Origin of the sequence: Enterobacter cloacae complex sp. P17RS, assembly GCF_014895885.1 — a bacterium.
Taxonomy (GTDB): Bacteria; Pseudomonadota; Gammaproteobacteria; order Enterobacterales; family Enterobacteriaceae; genus Enterobacter; species Enterobacter bugandensis.
Genome location: NZ_JADBQK010000024.1, coordinates 150,501 through 169,239 on the forward strand (window position 1 = coordinate 150,501; position 18,739 = coordinate 169,239).

The window sequence follows — 18,739 nt, forward strand, 5'->3', positions numbered from 1 at the left end:
AATAAACCCGGTTCAAATTTGAAACACAAATGTTAAGAACTTTGAACTGGCTCGCACAAGCCAGCAACAAAATTACACTTTTGCGTTATGGTCAGCGCCAGAAAGGTATCGCTGCTCGAAGACATCCGGCGGCACCGCGGGGGCAAAAAGGTAGCCCTGGCCGCTCTCGACGCCCGCCTCTGCCAGCCAGACGCGTTGCGCTTCGGTTTCAATCCCCTCGGCAATAAGATGCACCTTGAGGCTACGCGCCATCTGGACGATGGCCTGCACCATGCTGCTGTCCTCCGGCAGCCCGTCGACAAACGATTTATCGATTTTGAGCACGTCCACCGGCAGAGCTTTCATGTGCTGAAGCTGGCGCAGCCCGGCGTACCCCATACCAAAATCGTCCAGCGCGATGCGAATGCCGGCATTGCGCAGCGGCTTCAGGATGGCCACCGCGTCGTTAGGATCGTCAATGCGCCGGCTCTCCGTCACTTCCAGCGTCAGCGTATCAGGCTTGATCCGGTAGCGGTGGATCAGCTCCAGCATCTCGGAGACCATCGTCGGATGCATAAGCTGCAGGGCAGACAAGTTGACCGACAGCGGCAGCGTTACGCCGCGCTCCTGCCAGGCGGCAAGCTGGCGGCAGGACTCCTCCAGTACCCAATAGCCAACGGTGACCATCAGGCCGCAGGATTCGATGCGCTCAATCAGCCCCTCCGGCAGCTCCCAGGAGCCATCCGGCTGCTGCAGGCGGAGCAGCGCCTCGGCGCTTTTCACTTCCCCCGTCTGTAGATTCACCTGCGGCTGTAGCCAGAGGGCGAACTGACGGTTATCCAGCGCGGTCAGGATATCGCTCTCTTCCGTCAGGCGCTGCTGCGCCTTTTCCATCTGCTCCGGGTCGAAGAACTGGATCTGATTTTTCCCTTTGCGCCGGGCGGTAAACGCCGCCGAGAACGCGCGGCGGTACAGCTGTTCCGCCGTTAAATCACCGTAGTACATGGCGATACCGATACTGGCGCTCGGACGAAGCTGGATGCCCTGCACGGGCAGCCGCTCATTTATAACAGTGAGTACTTGCTGACCTAATGTGATGGCATGCCACGGCTCTTTCACGCCGTTGGCAATCACCACCAGGTCGTAACCGCTGACCTGGGTCAGCACCATGCGCGGGGCAAGAACAGACTTCACCTTTTCCACCAGCGTCAGCAGCAGCATTTCACGCTGGCTCTCCTTGAGCACGCCCGCCGTGTCCTGCAGGGTTTCACAGGCAATCACCATCAGCGCCGTGGTTTGCTGCCGCGCAACGGTCTGCTCCAGCATTGCCATCAGAAACGCTTTATTAGGTAGCTCCGACACCGGGAAGCGCGTGGCGCTGTTGTTTAGCTCATCCTGATGACGCTGGATGCGCTGCTGGTTGAGGTTGTAGCTGCGCACCAGCATACCGATCTCATCGTCTTGATGCAGACGCGGCAGCTCAAGCTGGTGCCCCAGTTGATCCTGCGGCGAAAGCCCATTCAGCTCGCGGGCGATACGGCGCAGCGGGTGAACAATGAGGCGGTTTATACACCACGTCAGCGCTACGCTGATGATCAGGGTCATAAGTAAGCAAGTGGTCACTAACGTAACCACCCAACTCATGACGAATTTATACATCCGGTACGAGTCCGCCTGCAGAACCAGGTAGGCCAGTGGCTGCGGATTGGCAGGACGTTCAAGCGAATAGAGAGGCAGAGAAATTTGCACCGGCAGTTCAAACAGGCGCATCACCATCATCGGGACGGGACGCTCCGGGATAAAACTCATCCGCAACGCCTGGAACTGGTTGGGTAAGACGACATCGGCGCGGCTAACGACCCCGGCAGGCTGAATGCGCTTTAAGATGGTTTCCGCTTCGGGAATGTCCCCTTTCAGGATCGAGGCGGAGAGCGGGCCGCGCACCGAGCGGGCGATACTTTCTAACTGCGAAGCCGTGTTATAGCGATTCTGCTGTACGGAATGAAACAGCAAAATTACGCAGAAGAGCAGTACAAACAGCATAGTGACGGCAGAGACCATCGCCATTTGTTTGATCGTTAAGGAACGGCTGACACGCAAAATGACTCTCCACAAAACTCGAAGCGCAGGGCGCGCCAGGGTGTAAACCTGGCGCGCCTGAGTATACCCGATTGCCGCGCTATTAAGAGAGACTTACAAATGGATTAAGGAAAATCCGATTACCAGTCCGCATAAGGAATAAGCGGCTGCGGCGGTAAGTCCATATCGCCCTGCCAGCCTGCAGCAGAGTAGCGCACATAAATTAGCGCATGGCTTGGGGTGTAATCTTTCGCTTCCTGAATATCCACGCCCATACCCACAAACCAGTTGGAGGTGACCCGGCGTTCAATAATTGCCCGCGCGGTATAACCCGTCCCGGAGGAGGAGCTGCCGGTTTCCATCGCGCCACGGTCGGTATAGCGGCCTGGCTCATCGGTCGGGATCAGGCTCTGGATCGGGTAACGCAGCTCGTCTTTGGTTTTGGAGTGGGACCAGGACACCGAGCCACCCAGCTCCCAGGACCAGTTTTCCGTACGCTTACGCCAGGTCACCGGCAGCGCGAAGGAGACATACTCCTGCGGGCTGTAGTAGCCGCCCTGACCGAGGGAATAGCCGCTCAGATCCTTATCGTAGTGCCAGAGCATATTGGAGACACCGACCGTCAGGCGCTCGTTGTTTTTATTAATGAGCTTGTAGTAATAACCCGTCATCCAGCGGACGCGCCAGTTATCTTCCACATTTTTACCGGTCAGCGTTTCCGCGTTCAGGCTTGACCAGACGCCGTTCGCCTCGCCTTTGTCATAGCTGATGCTTACACCGCCGCCCGTCGCGCGCACGCCGCCCCAGGTGGTGCCGGTATTGGTATCTTTTTGCCCGGCGAACGCCAGCAGAGAGCTGGAGATAGGCCGACGATGGGCGTTGACGGTGTAGCCGATGGGGCCTAAATCGCTGCTGTAGCTGATACCGCCCACCACGTCGACGACGTCAAAGCCCATTGGCGTGGTACCAATATCCATCGCCCAGGTTTTATTCTGCCAGCCAACGGCGACGCTGGCGCCGCTGTCGCTCTGGCTGGTGTTGCCGCTACACGGCGTGTCGTAGCAGGTCCCCCATTTAGGGTCGTAGGTTCCGTTATTGTTATCAAAGGTGCCGGCGTCCATGTTGACCAGATCGCTTCTGAAGAACATGCGCCCGTCAGAGAGCGGGGCGTCCACCTGGAGCATGGTGGTATGCGCTTTCAGGTCAGAATAGCCGCCCGTGCCGCTGGAGCCCCAGTAGTCGTGCTGCAGCGTGACGTTAACATCCTGCTGACGGTACAGATCACCGGCGTCACTGCGCACGCCGCGCTTCAGCCAGTCATCTTTTTCATCGTTACGCGTCAGACGGGTGAAACTGTCATTGTCCACCGGACGCGTCGTGGTGATGCCGGACGACACCATCGCATCTTTATACGTCTCCAGCGCCTGCTGCGGCTGGCCGTTTTGCGTCTGGAAGCGGGCAGCATCACGCAGCACCAGCGCGCTTTCCATGGAGGCGGGCTGCGATTTAGCCTGCGGAATGATTTTGCTGAAGGTCTGTTCTGCGGCAGCGGAATCGCCCAGTCCTGCCTGCGCCATCGCGATCCGGCGCTGCATATTGAGCGACAGCGGCTGGCCGTTTTGCGCGGCGGGCAGTTTCGCGAGCTCCGCACGGGCGGCATCTTTGTTACCTTCCGCGCTGTAAATTTCGGTCAGACCGAGGATCGCGTCTTCGTTCTGCGGCTCACGCTGCAGGACGGCGCTGTACGTCGTTTTCGCCGCGTTCAGATCGCCACGCTGCTGCGCCCAGTCCGCCAGCGTCAGGTCGATGCGGGTGGAGGCAGGCTGCTGACGCAGAAGATTTTCCGCCTCCTGCTCTTTGCCGCTGTCGCGCAGGCGGTTGGCGGTTTCCAGCACCTGATTGCTTTGCAGACGGTCGGCAAGCTCCTGAATGTTGCCGTTCCACTGGCTGCGCGGCAGGGTATTCAGATGCGCCAGCGCGGCCCGGTCCTGATCGTTTCCGGACAGGTAGAGCCCGTTGGCATACACCTGCTCCGGGTCAGACGGTTTCTGGCTGGCAAGCTGGCGCATCAGGGTATCCGCCTGGCTGCGCTGGCCCGCGCTGTAGAGATCGCGCGAGAGACGATACGTTATCCAGACGTCACCGGGCGAGAGTGCCAGACGGCGACGCTGAATTTCTGCCGCCTGAGCGTATTTCCCTTGACTCTCCAGCTGTTCTGCCTGGGCGGAAAGCTGCTCATTAGTAAGGCTACGCTCAATATCATCAATACTCCGGCGTTGGCTGGCAGAGAGCGACTGGATAAACTGCGAGGCTTTCTCCGGAGACTGCGCACGGTAAACATTGGCAAGGCCGCGAACCGCATTGCTGTTGCTGCTGTCCATACGTAACGCCTGGCGGTAATAACGCTCCGCCGCGTCGTTATCTTTACGCGCCGCAGCGGCATCTCCCAGCCCCAGCACCGCATAGCTGTCGGTATTGTCGACGTTGCGCGCCTGCTGATAGTAACGCTCCGCCTGCGCCGGGTTATTCGCCTTCAGCGCCGCATCCCCCTGCTGGATCAGCAGCCAGTAGCGGTTAACCTTCAGCAAGCTGTCCCATTTCCCGCGGTTATCGCTCTGCGGATCGAGGGCAATCGCCTTTTCAAACTGTGCCACCGCGCGGGCGCGGTCGCCTTTCTGGGAATAGGCCTGCCCCAGAGCCCCCACCGCTTCACTGTCGGCATGGTTGGCGCTGACGGCTTTTTGCAGCTCCGCCACCGCCTTACTCCCCTGCCCGGCATCCACCGCCGCCAGCCCTTCTGCTTTCGCGCGGAACGCCGGGTCAGCGAGCTGCTTTTGCTGCGCCTCAAGCTGGGCGCGCGCCGCCGCGACGCTATCGCCGTCGCTGAAGACGGTCAGGTATTTTTGCAGCGCGGTGACGCTGGCGCTGCTGGCAGGCTGGTCTTTGATCTGCTCATACCACATGTCAGAGGCCTGGCCGCGGCCGCCGGTGGATTTAGCCATCTCCTGCAGCACCGCAAAGCCTTCATCACGGCGTCCGCTCTGGAACAGAAGCTGGGCCAGCGTCGTCTGGAGCTGGGTATTCCCGGGGCTGCTGCTGTTTATTTTTTTCAGCTGGTTGATGGCCGAAGCGCGACGGGCAGGATCTTTCGCCACCACATTCCAGTATTCCGTCGCCACGTCGCCGCCCGGCGGGTTGCCGTCAAAGAGCTTGTCATAGGCGGCAATCGCCTCCTGCGTGTGCCCTGTCGTAGCGAGTAAGCGCGCCTGCTGAAGCTGCTGGCGGCCATCCGGGGTGGAAAGCAGCATGGTATTGCGTGAGGACTGGTACGCGCCGGAGTCAGGGGCGATCCCCTTCAGGCGGTCCAGCTCTTTTTGCGCTCCGGCGTTATCGCCCTGGCGCAGCAGGTAGCGAAAGCGGGCGGCAATGACGTCAGGGTTGTTCGGATCGATCAGCTCAAGACGGTAGAGCGACTGACGAACCAAATCCTCGCGATGGGTCGATTCGCCCAGCCGAACCTGCTCCAGCAGCTGTTTCTGCTGCGGAGAGTTAACGGCCTGCGCCAGCGGCATCAGTGCCAGCCCAAGCGATAGAGTGAGTAGATTTACTGTGAACTTGCGCATTCCTGGCCCCAATCCGGTATTAATTCACCCTTAGCGGTGAAGCGAAAACGATGCTGATCCCATCCCTGACCAAAAAGAGTCAATACATAGCTGTAGTAGGCATTGTTATCGGGAAAATGATCTGCCACGCGCTGGCGCTGAACCGCCTGGGCATCGCGCTGCTGTAAAAACGGCAGCATCGCGGCAGAGAACCCGACCGGGCCATTGCCGGTGTGTTTACCCGTCGCCACATCCACTTTCTCCGGCGGCACGCCCTGTTTGATTGTCTTTGCCGCCATCGGCTGGAAGCGCGTCAGCAGCCGGGCTTTTTGAGGATCTTTATCGCTCATCATGCCCACCCAAAGATAGACACGGATGGCGTCATAGCCCCCTTCCAGCGTTTTATCCTGCTGTAGCTGCCAGCCTTTGTTTTTCTGATACTGCACCCAGTTCGGCGAGAATCCCTTCGGCGCGCTTTCCAGCAGCAGCCGCAGATTGGTTTCACGCAGCGTGGTCCACGGGGCACCGTAGCGGGTGAAATAGCTCGCTAACTGTGGAGGAAGGTAGCTGGGGTTAAAGCGCCAGGCGTTTTCTTCGGCAAAACCGACTTTACCGGGAAGCAGCATTGAGCCGAGCCCCGGCACTTTCACCACTTCCTCGCTGGCAATGCGTTTTAGCAGTGCCTTGCCCGTTTGGGTATAGTCCGGGTCTTTCCATAACCGGCCCGCTTCGAGCAGCGACCAGGCAATCCAGACATCGGCATCTGAGGCGGAGTTGGTATCAATCACCCCCCAGTTTTCTTTGTCTTTCTGTCCCCAGAGCCAGGCGGGCAGACGATCGTTGAGATTGCCGCTGGCGAGGTTATCGCGCGTCCACGTCAGCAGCTGGTCAAACGCCTTGCGATCGTTAGCGGCCAGGGCAAAGAACAACGCATAGCTTTGCCCTTCCGACGTTGTAATTTTGCGCGTGTCGCTCGGATCGATGACGCGCCCGCCCTCGCTGATGTAATCCTTTTTAAACTGTTCCCAGGCAGGCCAGGTACAGGCGGCGCGAAGAGGGATCGCCGCCAGCATCAACGCTGCGACTACACACCAGCGAAAGGCTTTCATCACGTCTTACTCATCCGGGTTAAGGCGACGACGGCTGATGATGCGCAGCAGACGCCACAGCACCCATGCCAGCAAGACCACGCTGACCGCAGCCAGGATGGCGAGCAGAACCGGATGGTTCGACAGCGCATACCACAGGCGCTCGAACCACGGCAGATGGCCGACGTAATACACATCACCCACGCGCAGGCTGTTAACGCCGGACTCGCGGATCACCGACACAGAACCAAACATCGCGGCACGTTTGCCGCTGTCGTTCATCGCGGTATTCAGCAGCTCATAGCCGCGCGGGCTGTCCGCCAGCAGGGCTATCACGCTACGCTGATCGTTGTAAGGAGACTGGAAGCCCACCACCGCAGCCATCGCCCCCTGAGAGGTTACGGCCGTCTGCGCGCTGGCCTTACGGTCGTTCACGTCCGGCATAATGCTTGGGAACTCGGTCTGGCGAAGCGGCGTGTTAACCCACGACTCGGTGGCTTTCACCAGCAGGTCGATACGTTTTTCATCCTTCAGCTTGTCCGGGATGGTGCCGATCACCATGATATCCGCATCTTTGTTCTGGATCTGACTGCCATCGTCCGTCAACGTGACGTTAACTGCCGGTAATCCGGTTTGCGCGCCTACGGTTGCCATGGTGTCGAGCAGGGTCGTCACCTGACCTTCGTTTGGCGCTTTTGGCATCACCACAATGGATTCAGAGAGATCGGCCATGCGGCTGAACGGGAAGCCCGCGTTAGCAAAGGCACGCAGATCCGGCATCGCCAGGAAATGGTAGTACTTCGAGAAGTCGATGGTCGACTCATCGCCGATCACAACGTGGTTTTGTACCGGCTGGAAGGTGATGCAGTTATCCACCGAACCGCCAGGCATCGGGTTCATGTACTGGAAATCAAAACGCAGCTGGTTGATCGCGCCAAGCTTCAGCGCCGGAATAGAGACGTCCGTTTTTCCGTCCAGCAGCCCCTGCAGCACCGGCAGGCGGAGCATCAGACGGTTAGTGTCCTGGGTACTTTGCAGGCTGAACGATTGCAGGAACTGGTTGTTCAGGCTGATATCCATGCGCGAGCTGTCTTTCGTCGCCGGCGCGGTATAGCGGTAGTTGAGATTGATATCAATGCCGTTGGTGCGCAGCAGGTACAGATCCGGCGGCAGGTTCAGCGACAGGCTAATCGGCGATGGCTCCAGCCCGGACGCCTGCAGCTGCTCTTCATAGGTCTTCAGTTCACCAAACGTCACGGCGCGGTCGGTACGCACCCAGTTTGGCGCGTCATAAGGTTTACGCGCCAGCAGCGGCTTAACTTCGTCCACCACCACGCTGTTGCCGCGGAAAAGGACGTTGCCCTGAGCAATCGCCTTCGCGGCCTGGACCAGATCTTTATCATCACGACCAAAGACCACCAGCAGCTTCACGTACGGGTTATCCGGGTGGCTTACCATCTCAATGGTTGGCGCTTTGACTTCCGGGTGGTCGCGCAGGAAGCCCGGACGCTTCGCGTTGGTTGCAAAGACAATCGCGTTCCTGTCCGGCATTTTGTCATACATCACCGGGAAGTTCTGACCGCGCCAGCCGGAGCGGGAGCCAAACCAGGAGGCCACAATGGTCGCCGCCAGCTGCTCGGTTACGTCAGGGGACGATGCAAACACCATCGGCAGCGTGAGCGGACGGTTATCACGCGGGTCGAAGAACGGAACCGGGAACGCCGACAGATCGTTTTTCAGCGCCAGCGGCTGGTAGGTCATCTGCAGCGAGGAGTTACGCCCGACGTCCAGCCACAGCGTGTTGCTGGCGGGGTTTTCGCAGACATCGCGGTAGTGACCAACAAACTCCAGACGGATACGGTTAAAGTCGGTGATGAACAGCGGGTTAATCGGCACCTGCGCCTGTGTTTTCTTACCCAGCTGCTCTTTGGTCACCGGCAGAACGTCCATCAGTTCATCGTTCAGGTAGACCTTCAGCTGAGACTGTGTCGGCAGCAGGGATGGCGACGGGGTGTATTCAAGGTTCAGTACCGCATTTGAAACAACCTCATCGCTGCGCATACCAAATTCAATGCTGCCGTTAGGGTTGACGCCGCGCAGCACCATGCTACCCGGCGGCGGCGCAATTTGCGCGAAGGTCAGCTTCACGTCCCGCGACGGCACATTATCCGCGACAACGGGCGCGTTAGCCCCCCGCACGCCCGGCATCACCTGCCCGATGACCGGATTCTCGACCGGCAGGGTGTTCCCCTCCGTTGGCTGGTTCGGAATGATGTTTTCTGTTTGACCGGGTGCCGCCGTAACAACCGGATCGGTTGCCTGCGCGACGACAGGGACCGTCGGCGCAGGCGTCGCCGCTGCGTTACCGGGTGCTGCGTTAGCCATTGTTGCGGGAAGTGCACTCACTCCCATTGCCACTGCACATAACCAGGAAAGTTTTGTTTTCATCGCGTTATCATCATTGTTGAGCCATAACCGGGTCCGCCTGCTTCGTCTCATCCCGCTCGGGACGACGAGGAATGAACGACACGACCCAGGAAACCAGCGAAGTAAGTGACCGGAAAATTAATTTCACCGACGACGGGGCAAATTCTGCAAGGTGACGATAGCCACGGAACCCCAGCTTCAGAATATCCAGCAGGCTTTCCAGAGGTTTATCTTCCGGGAAGCTGTCCTGCCAGAGAGCCCATGTATCCGCACGGGCAAACGTACACTGCACAAAATCAATGTGTTGCTTTTTGGTCAACGGCATCAGCTGCAGACCCACTTCACTGCCTGCCACACGCACAACCTGCGTCGGGAAGACATACTCCTGCTGACCGCGCTTAAGCAGCAGGTTAACCTTCTGCCCTTCCAGCACTTTCGCCTGGCCGTTGATTTTGATCCCCAGGCCACCGTCAGAGAAGTCGTGCACCGTACAGGAGAAGAGGTGACCATCTTCACGGGCGATCGCCGCAGGCATGCAGATTTCAACGCGATGCGCGCGACGAACCTGTTTACTCTCTACCGACACCGCCACCGCGCCGCCGAGGATAATCAGGTTGTAGAACACCCAGGCCATACTTACAAAGACGGTCAGGATTTCGTTTTCCGGGCCGTAGAAGTAGCGCCAGATACCGGCTATCACGCCGACAATATTCAGCAGCACGAGGAAGATATACGGGCGGGAGATCACCCAGTCGACGTACTCTTCTTCCACCAGACCGCCCTTCGCGGTGACGTTGAATTTCCCTTTGTGCGGGTTAATCAGCGCGACCATCGTCGGCGGCGCGATGTACCACGCCAGCACCGTTTCGTAGATTTCACTCCAGAAGGAGTGCCGGTATTTGCCCTGAATCTTCGAGTTCGTCAGGCTCGCGTGGATCATGTGCGGCAGAACGAACAGCGCAATCATCAGCGCGGGGGCGTAAATGATATAGGCGTGAAGGAGCAGGAACGCCAGCGGCGCGGTCAGGAAGATCAGCCGCGGGATGCCGGACAAGAAGTGGAACATGGCGTTGACGTAGCAGAGACGTTGCGCCAGCTTGAGCCCTTTGCCTATCAGCGGGTTATCGAGGCGGAAAATCTGCACCATGCCGCGCGCCCAGCGAATACGCTGACCGATGTGCGCGGAGAGTGATTCCGTCGCCAGACCGGCGGCCTGAGGGATACGCATATAGGCAGAGGTATAGCCCCGACGGTGCAGGCGCAGCGAGGTATGCGCATCTTCCGTTACCGTTTCAACAGCTATTCCGCCGATTTCATCCAGCGGCTTACGGCGGATAACCGCGCAGGAGCCGCAGAAGAAGGTGGCATCCCACATGTCGTTCCCGTCCTGCACCAGCCCATAGAACAGCGTGCCTTCGTTCGGGGTTTTGCGGAAGCGGCCAAGGTTACGTTCAAACGGGTCCGGCGAGAAGAAGTGGTGCGGCGTCTGCATCATCGCCAGCTCTTTCTCTTTCAGGAACCAGCCCATGGTCATCTGCAGGAACGAGCGCGTCGGCACGTGGTCACAGTCAAAAATCGAGACGAACTCCCCGGAGGCATACTTCAGGGCGTTGTTGATATTCCCGGCCTTCGCGTGCTCGTGAGTCGGGCGGGCGATGTACTCAACGCCGACCTCTTCCGCAAACTGGCGAAACGCCGGACGGTTGCCGTCATCCAGGATCCAGACTTTGAGCTTATCTTTCGGCCAGTCGATGCCCAGCGCGGCATAGATGGTGTTTTTCACCACGCTCAGGTCTTCGTTGTAGGTCGGGACGAAGAGATCGACGGTCGGCCACTGCGTGGTGTCTTTAGGCAGCGGAACCGGCTGGCGGTTGAGCGGCCAGATCACCTGGAAATAGCCTAGCACTAGCACAATCCACGCGTAGGTCTCAGCAAACAGCAGCACCAGACCGCACACCAGGCTGACCGGGTCGTCCCAGTTCAGCGTTGAGGTGTAACGCCACCAGATGTAGCGGCAGGAAACCGTCAGCGACAGCACAATCAGCATCAGCGCCGAGAAACGGCCCGGAATACGACGAACCAGTAACGCCACGCCCCACAGCAGGATCAGGAAGATGAACTGCGCCAGCGGGTTGAAAGGTTGCGTAATACAGACCAGCGCCAGAATGAGCGAGAACACGACAATCACGCCGAGAATAAAACGCCGCAAGCCTGGGTGGAGATGCCCAAGCTCTTTATGGTTATCCAGATGGCTGGTCTTATCGCTGACGCTAGCGGGCAGTTTATCCAGCCACTGGTGATAGCGTTCACGTAACTGCTGTACGCGGGAATAGCTGCGCCAGTGCGGCGTTATTTTCTCCGTTCGGGATGACGATATTGCCAGCCAGACGGCCTGAATAAGATAGCGCGCCGGGTCCAAAGGCCGTGGTCGGTCGGGGTTAATGTGTGGGTATAATTCGCCGTGACGCGCACGGATGCGCTGCCAGCGCGGGTGCTCGAGTGGAATGAACGTCCAGGCCAGAATCAGCCAGAAACAGCCGAGCGCGGCGCTGAATGCCGGAGCACCATGCCGGCGAAAGTGCCGGTAATGGTCGCTCAAACGCGAACTGACCGGCGGGATGAGAAGCCAGCTGGCGAGTCGACTCATACCGAACTCCCAGCAGGCTCCGCCTTGCTGGCGAAGTTCAGCAGACACCAGTTCGCCAGCGTCAGGATCTCTTCTGCTGCCAGCGAGTCGCTGCGGTATTCGCCCAGCGGCTGCTTGGAGGCGAGGCATTCCGCCATCCCCTCATCCCGATGAATCACAATGGGAAGCAGGCGGCGCTGGCTTTGCAGCCACACCTGATAGAGATCGTCCTGGATTTGGCTACCGATACGTAAATCGTTAATCAGGAGGTGCGCGTTCTGAGGCAGTCCCTGCTGATGCAGGCGAATATGGCAGTTCGCATCGACGTTCACCACGGAAAGTACATGATCGCACTGGGCGATGAGCTGCCGGGTCAGCGTCCCGGCGCCGTGCGGCAGATCCAGCAGGATCCACTGGTAGTGCCCCTTTTCTTTCAGGCTCTGCAGCGCAAGCGTGAACTGCGAAAACAGACGCTGATAGGCGGCTTCATTCTCGCGTTCTGTGGTGGTCAGTTGGCCAAAAGGCAGTAAATCCAGCTGGGAGGTATAGCGTAGCCCCGCATCCCGCCAGTCTTTGTCATCAAGCAGCGCGCGGGCCCAGCCCTCTTCGCGAGTGAAATCGACGTTGAACGACATACGCAGCAAATTATCGGCGCAGGCGTCAATCACCAGCACCGATTCACCTAAAAGCTGTAATGACCACGCCAGCGCCGCGGTAACAGATGTGGTACCCACACCGCCACGGACGCCCTGTAATCCGAGTATGGCCATCAATGGCTCCCTTAATGTTGATGGGCGAATTCAGCTAATAACGGCCAGCGTTTAATAGCAGCAGCCAACTGTTCCCGCTGGGAAATATCGGTGTAATCTATTTCAGGTAGAGAAAAGGCCTGCGCCAGCGCCAGAAAATCGTTTTGGAATGTGTAACCCAGAGTCGAGTCGACTGGGGTTGCAGGTTCGTTATTATCCATTCTTATTCCATCCCTTTGAGGAAAATCGCACGCTCGGAAGTTGCGGGGCATCCTGCCCTGACAAATTTCATTTACATGCTAAATCTGATGTTCTTTAATTTCAATGTTAGGTTTATTTCTACGCTTTCGCTAGTAAACTGAGATACAGGCAAATTAGACGAAAAGAGGGACATCGTGGACTCCATATTTTCTATTGGCATCCAGTCATTATGGGACGAATTGAGCCACATGCCAGTCGGTGGAGTCTGGTGGATTAATACGGATCGTAATGAAGACGCTATCAGCCTGGTAAACCAGACAATTGCCGCTCAGGATAAGGATTCCCGCGTGGCCGTCATTAGCATGGGCGAAGAGCCGAAGAAAATAATTACGCTGGAAAGCGACAGCGGCCCCCAGAAAGTACGTTTGTTTTCTATGTCAGCGGAAGCGGATAGTCTATACTTTTTGTCCCGCGACGTTCAGTGCTCTATAGATCCGGATCACTATTTAGTGATTCTTAAATGTGCAAATAACATACTGCAAAATATTCCTGCTGAAAAACTGCTGTCGTGGCTGGAAAAAATCAATAAATGGGCAAAGTTTCAAAATTGCACGCTATTGGTCGTCAACCCCGGCAGTAATAACGACAAGCTGTTCTCACTTTTGATGGGCGAATATCGCTCCCTGTTCGGGCTGGCAAGTCTTCGTGACCAGGCAGGCAGCTATCTCTACGATATTGCCTTCTGGTGCAATGAAAAGGGCGTGAGCGCCAGGCAACAGCTGACTCTTAAACCTATTGAGGGGAAATGGCACCTGGCACAGCAGGAAGAAACCGTGGTGCAGCCGCGCAGCGATGAAAAGCGCATCCTGAGCCATATTGCGGTTTTAGAGGGCGCGCCCGCGCTTTCGGAAAACTGGTCACTGTTTGAGTCTAACGAAGCGCTTTTTCATGAAGCCCGCACCACCCAGGCAGCCACCCTCGTTTTCTCGTTGATGCAGAATAATCAGATTGAAACGCTGGCGAGACAAATTCACACCCTGCGCCGCCAGCGCGGCAGCGCGTTAAAAATTGTGGTGCGCGAAAATAATACCAGCCTGCGCGCTACCGATGAGCGTCTGCTTCTGGGCTGCGGGGCAAATATGGTTATCCCCTGGAATGCGCCACTGTCACGCTGCCTGACGCTTATTGAAAGCGTTCAGGGTCAGCAGTTCAGTCGCCATGTACCGGAAGATATCTCCACGCTGCTCTCCATGACCCAGCCGATGAAGCTGCGTGGCTACCAGAAATGGGATACGTTCTGCGATGCCGTCGGCAACATGATGAGCAACACGTTACTTCCGGCGGACGGGAAAGGGGTTATGGTTGCCCTGCGGCCGGTCCCGGGCATTCGCGTTGAGCAGGCGCTCACCCTGTGTCGCCCGAACCGTACAGGGGACATCATGACCATTGGCGACAATCGCCTGGTGCTGTTTTTGTCGTTTTGCCGGGTCAACGATCTTGATACCGCGCTTAACCACATCTTCCCCCTGCCTACCGGGGATATTTTCTCGAACCGTATGATTTGGTTCGAAGATAATGCTATCAGCGCAGAGCTAGTGCAAATGCGCGCTCTCCAGCCTGAACAATGGGTTAAACCGCTCGCAATCACGAGCGATGTAAAACCGCTCCTCAATGCCAGACATGACGGACATGTCTGGCGTCGGGTTCCGGAACCCCTTCGCTTATTAACTGAGAACGGGGAGAACGCACCATCATGAATATCAGCGATATCATCCAACTGGTCGTATTCTGCGCGCTGATCTTTTTCCCGCTTGGCTACTATGCACGCCATTCCATACGCCGTATCCGTGATACGGCCAGAGTGATGTTTGTAAAACCTCGCTATGTAAAACCAGCCGGAACACTGACACGGGCATCACACGTCAAGGCAGACCGTAAACATGACTAATTCTTCCTATACCGCTTCGTCACCCTCGCCGCTCTGGCAATACTGGCGCGGCCTTTCCGGCTGGAACTTCTACTTTCTGGTGAAGTTTGGCCTGCTTTGGGCAGGTTATCTGAATTTCCATCCCCTGCTTAACCTGGTGTTTATGGCCTTCCTGCTGATGCCTCTGCCGAACATCAGGCTGCATCGTTTACGCCATTGGGTGGCCATCCCCATCGGCTTTGCGCTGTTCTGGCACGATACCTGGCTGCCTGGTCCGGAAAGCATAATGAGCCAGGGATCGCAGGTCGCGGGCTTCAGCGCAGACTATATGCTTGACCTGGTTGAGCGTTTCATTAACTGGCAGATGATTGGCGCCGTCTTTGTCCTGCTGGTTGCCTGGCTGTTCCTGTCTCAGTGGATCCGCGTCACGGTGTTTGTCGTCGCCATTATGATCTGGCTTAACGTGCTGACGCTGGCGGGGCCAAGCTTTTCGCTGTGGCCTGCCGGCCAGCCGACGACAACGGTGACCACGACGGGAGGAAGCGCAGCGGCTACCGTTACAACGGCAGGCGATACGCCGGTGGTGGGCGATATTCCAGCGCAGACTGCACCGCCGACCTCCACCAATCTTAATGCCTGGCTCTCCAGCTTCTATACCGCTGAAGATAAGCGACAGACGAAATTCCCGGATGCGCTGCCAGCCGATGCGCAGCCGTTTGAGCTGCTGGTGATTAACATCTGTTCCCTCTCCTGGGCCGACGTGGATGCCGCCGGTTTGATGTCTCACCCGCTGTGGTCCCACTTTGACATCCAGTTTAAAGATTTTAACTCTGCCACCTCATACAGCGGCCCGGCGGCAATCCGCCTGCTGCGAGCAAGCTGCGGTCAGGCATCGCATAAAAACCTGTATCAGCCCGCTGGCAACCAGTGTTATTTATTCGATAATCTCGCGAAGCTGGGCTTTACGCAGCACCTGATGCTGGGGCATAACGGTCAGTTCGGTAACTTCCTGAAAGAGGTACGTGAACAGGGTGGCATGCAGGCGCCACTGATGGATCAAACCGGTCTTCCCGTTACGCTGCTGGGCTTCGATGGCTCGCCGGTTTATGACGATACCGCCGTGCTGCAGCGCTGGCTGCAGACCATCGAAAAAGACAGTAATCCGCGCAGTGCAACGTTCTATAACACCCTGCCGCTTCACGACGGTAACCACTTCCCGGGGGTGAGTAAAACGGCGGATTACAAAGTGCGGGCGCAGAAATTCTTCGACGAGCTGGATGCGTTCTTCACGGAGCTGGAAAAATCTGGCCGTAAAGTGATGGTAGTCGTGGTACCTGAGCACGGTGGCGCGCTGAAAGGCGACAGAATGCAGGTATCCGGCCTGCGCGATATCCCAAGCCCGTCCATTACCAACGTGCCTGCAGGCATTAAATTCTTTGGTATGAAGGCACCGCACCAGGGCGCACCAATTGAGATTACCCAGCCAAGCAGCTATCTGGCGATTTCAGAACTGGTTGCCCGCGCCGTTGACGGGAAGCTGTTTGTGGAAGATAGCGTGAACTGGGATCAGCTCACCAGCAACCTGCCGCAAACGGCAGAAGTCTCCGAGAACGCCAACGCGGTGGTGATTCAGTATCAGAACAAACCGTACGTTCGCCTGAACGGCGGGGACTGGGTACCGTATCCGCAGTAACTGATTTCCCCCTCTTCCCACAGGGGAGAGGGGATAGTCAGTGCGTCATTATTGCGCTGAAATCCACATCCGCATTTTCAGACTTGTCGAATAGTCGTCGTCTTTAGAGGTGATTTCGGGCTCTCCGGAAGGCTGCCCCATCGTTAAATGCCAGGGTAGCGCAGACGGATTTTCGCATCGTTTACTCCATCCGGTCATTCGGCGCTTCGCAGGGAAATCTCACCGCCCACCCAGGGCTTGATCGCGCCATCCTGCTCCAGAAGCAGCGCGCCCTGTGCGTCAATACCGCGGGAAATGCCGTAAATCTCTTTATCACCAATCAGCAGCTTCACCGGACGGTTGATGAAGTTATCCAGCTTTTCCCAACGAGACAGGAACGGTGCCAGGCCTTCCTGTTCAAAAAGCGTGAGTGAGCTGCGCAGCTCTTTAATCATGCGCACGGCAAGGGTGTTACGATCGATGACAATCCCCGCCTCCTGGAGATTGGTCCAGGCCTGATTCACCACGTCGTTTTGGACAGTACGCATCACCATATTGAGCCCCGCGCCAATAACAATTTGCGCCGCATCACCGGTTTTTCCCGTCAGTTCGACCAGAATACCGGCAAGTTTACGATCGTTAAGGTACAGATCGTTTGGCCACTTAACGCGGACCCGATCGGCACCCAGATCGTGCAGCACTTCCGCCATGACGATACCAATGACCAGACTCAGACCAATGGCTGCGGCAGGCCCCTGCTCCAGACGCCAGTACATGGACAGATAGAGATTGGCGCCAAATGGCGAGAACCATTTGCGACCGCGACGGCCACGACCGGCCTGCTGGTATTCAGCAACACAGGCATCGCCGGATGAGAGTTCGCTCAGCCGATCCATAAGGTACTGGTTCGTCGAATCAATCACCGGCAGCACCGCAACGTTGCCGTGTCCAAGCTGGCTGCGGATGACGTCTTCATTCAGCAATTGAATTGGCTCCGGCAGGCTGTAGCCTTTTCCCGGCACCGTGAACACATCGACGCCCCAGTCGCGAAGCGTCTGGATATGCTTGTTAATGCCGGCACGGCTCATGCCCAGCTGCTCGCCCAGCTGTTCGCCAGAGTGAAACTCCCCGTCAGCAAGGATGCTAATCAGGGTTAATGGAATGGTATTGTCCTTCACGCAATGGTCTCCACGGCATTCACTTCACCTGTGCGGCCAATGAAGCGGACTTCTGGCTCCAGCCAGACGTTAAACTTTTCGCCCACACGTTGACGAACATAATGCGCCAGCTGTACAACATCATCGCTGGTCGCATCGCATTGATTAATCAGTACCAGAGCCTGCTGCTGGTGAACGGCAGCGCCACCTACGGACGTGCCTTTTAACTGGCATTGATCGATCAGCCAGCCAGCGGCCAGCTTCACGCTGCCATCTGCCTGAGGATAATGAGGCGCAGTGGGCCATCCTTCAAGAAAGGCTTTTGCATTTTCGCTGCTAATAACCGGATTTTTGAAGAAGCTTCCTGCATTTCCGTTTACTTTCGGATCGGGAAGTTTGGTCATTCGCATATGGCAAACTGAGTCAAATACATCGCGGGGAGTGACGGTTGCCGGATCGAGACGCGTTAAATCGCCATAGGTCAGCACCGGCTGCCAGTTCTTTGGCAGACGCAGGCCCACGGCGACAATCACGTAGCGATCCTGATATTCATGCTTGAAGATACTGTCACGATAGCCAAACCGACACTGCTCTGCCGTTAAGCGCTTAGCCGTTCCGGTCGCCAGTTCGATGCAGTCGACATATTCACAGACATGTTTCAGTTCGATGCCGTAGGCACCGATGTTTTGGATGGGTGACGATCCGGCGCAGCCTGGTATAAGCGCCAGGTTTTCCAGACCCGGCATCCCTTTTTCGAGGGTAAATTGCACCAGCTGATGCCAGTTTTCTCCGGCCCCCACGTGCAGATGCCAGCTATCGGCGCGCTCTTCCACACCAATGCCCATGATGCGGTTAACGATCACCGTTCCCGCGAAATCGTCGAGAAACAGGACATTGCTTCCTTCGCCCAGAATCAGTACGGGTTCGTTATTTTCTGTTGCGCTTTGCCATGCATCCAGCAGCTGCTGTGCAGTATCGGCACGTACAATTTGATTAGCATTACATTGAATGCCAAAGGTATTCCAGGGCTTAAGGGAGTGGTTCATAGACGCTATCCTGATGCAAAAACGCAGGTAGTTTACCGTATAAGCAGGGCGTTGGGGGATTAGTTTGTGCAGCGCAGAAACGCAAAAAGGCCATCCTTCCGGATGGCCTCTTCACTTATTTGATGCCTGGCAGTTCCCTACTCTCACATGGGGAGACCCCACACTACCATCGGCGCTACGGCGTTT

Annotated in this window: 12 protein-coding genes; 3 read left to right on the forward strand and 9 right to left on the reverse strand. The window is 57.2% G+C overall.

The window, feature by feature from the left end:
- Positions 1-72: 72 nt before the first annotated feature.
- The 7 genes from hmsP to bcsR all read right to left on the reverse strand — a co-directional run bounded on the left by hmsP (position 73) and on the right by bcsR (position 12,771).
- Positions 73-2,079, reverse strand: coding sequence for a biofilm formation regulator HmsP (gene hmsP / locus IM265_RS18200; RefSeq protein WP_028014755.1), 2,007 nt, complete (start codon positions 2,077-2,079; stop codon positions 73-75).
- A gap of 119 nt (positions 2,080-2,198) precedes the next feature.
- On the reverse strand, positions 2,199-5,681 hold the full coding sequence (bcsC, locus tag IM265_RS18205) for a cellulose synthase complex outer membrane protein BcsC (protein ID WP_041911851.1): 3,483 nt from the start codon (positions 5,679-5,681) through the stop codon (positions 2,199-2,201).
- On the reverse strand, positions 5,663-6,769 hold the full coding sequence (bcsZ, locus tag IM265_RS18210) for a cellulose synthase complex periplasmic endoglucanase BcsZ (RefSeq protein ID WP_047363559.1): 1,107 nt from the start codon (positions 6,767-6,769) through the stop codon (positions 5,663-5,665). Before bcsZ ends, bcsC begins: the two co-directional genes overlap by 19 nt.
- 6 nt (positions 6,770-6,775) lie before the next feature.
- A complete protein-coding gene (gene bcsB, locus IM265_RS18215; RefSeq protein ID WP_032644933.1) occupies positions 6,776-9,196 on the reverse strand; it encodes a cellulose biosynthesis cyclic di-GMP-binding regulatory protein BcsB in 2,421 nt (806 codons plus the stop codon).
- A gap of 10 nt (positions 9,197-9,206) precedes the next feature.
- On the reverse strand, positions 9,207-11,822 hold the full coding sequence (gene bcsA / locus IM265_RS18220) for a UDP-forming cellulose synthase catalytic subunit (protein WP_028014759.1): 2,616 nt from the start codon (positions 11,820-11,822) through the stop codon (positions 9,207-9,209).
- Complete coding sequence (gene bcsQ / locus IM265_RS18225; RefSeq protein ID WP_028014760.1) at positions 11,819-12,571, reverse strand: cellulose biosynthesis protein BcsQ; 753 nt, start codon at positions 12,569-12,571, stop codon at positions 11,819-11,821. The genes bcsA and bcsQ overlap by 4 nt, the downstream gene beginning before the upstream one ends.
- Before the next feature lie 11 nt (positions 12,572-12,582).
- On the reverse strand, positions 12,583-12,771 hold the full coding sequence (gene bcsR / locus IM265_RS18230) for a cellulose biosynthesis protein BcsR (RefSeq protein ID WP_028014761.1): 189 nt from the start codon (positions 12,769-12,771) through the stop codon (positions 12,583-12,585).
- Positions 12,772-12,945: 174 nt separating this feature from the next.
- Between bcsR and bcsE the strand changes: the two genes are divergently transcribed.
- From bcsE to bcsG, 3 genes are read left to right on the forward strand one after another with little or no spacing between them, the layout of a single operon-like run.
- Positions 12,946-14,508 carry a cellulose biosynthesis c-di-GMP-binding protein BcsE gene (gene bcsE, locus IM265_RS18235; protein ID WP_126345966.1) on the forward strand — a complete coding sequence of 521 codons (1,563 nt, stop codon included), beginning with the start codon at positions 12,946-12,948 and terminating at the stop codon, positions 14,506-14,508.
- Entirely contained in the window at positions 14,505-14,699 is a 195-nt protein-coding gene (bcsF, locus tag IM265_RS18240) for a cellulose biosynthesis protein BcsF (protein ID WP_072201618.1), read from the forward strand. The genes bcsE and bcsF overlap by 4 nt, the downstream gene beginning before the upstream one ends.
- Complete coding sequence (bcsG, locus tag IM265_RS18245) at positions 14,692-16,371, forward strand: cellulose biosynthesis protein BcsG (protein WP_047367233.1); 1,680 nt, start codon at positions 14,692-14,694, stop codon at positions 16,369-16,371. Before bcsF ends, bcsG begins: the two co-directional genes overlap by 8 nt.
- Before the next feature lie 194 nt (positions 16,372-16,565).
- Here bcsG and birA read toward each other — a convergent pair whose 3' ends face one another.
- Positions 16,566-17,528 (reverse strand): bifunctional biotin--[acetyl-CoA-carboxylase] ligase/biotin operon repressor BirA, encoded by a 963-nt coding sequence (gene birA, locus IM265_RS18250; RefSeq protein ID WP_028014765.1) that lies wholly within the window; start codon positions 17,526-17,528, stop codon positions 16,566-16,568.
- Entirely contained in the window at positions 17,525-18,553 is a 1,029-nt protein-coding gene (gene murB / locus IM265_RS18255) for a UDP-N-acetylmuramate dehydrogenase (protein WP_193031722.1), read from the reverse strand. The genes birA and murB overlap by 4 nt, the downstream gene beginning before the upstream one ends.
- Between the last annotated feature and the right edge of the window lie 186 nt (positions 18,554-18,739).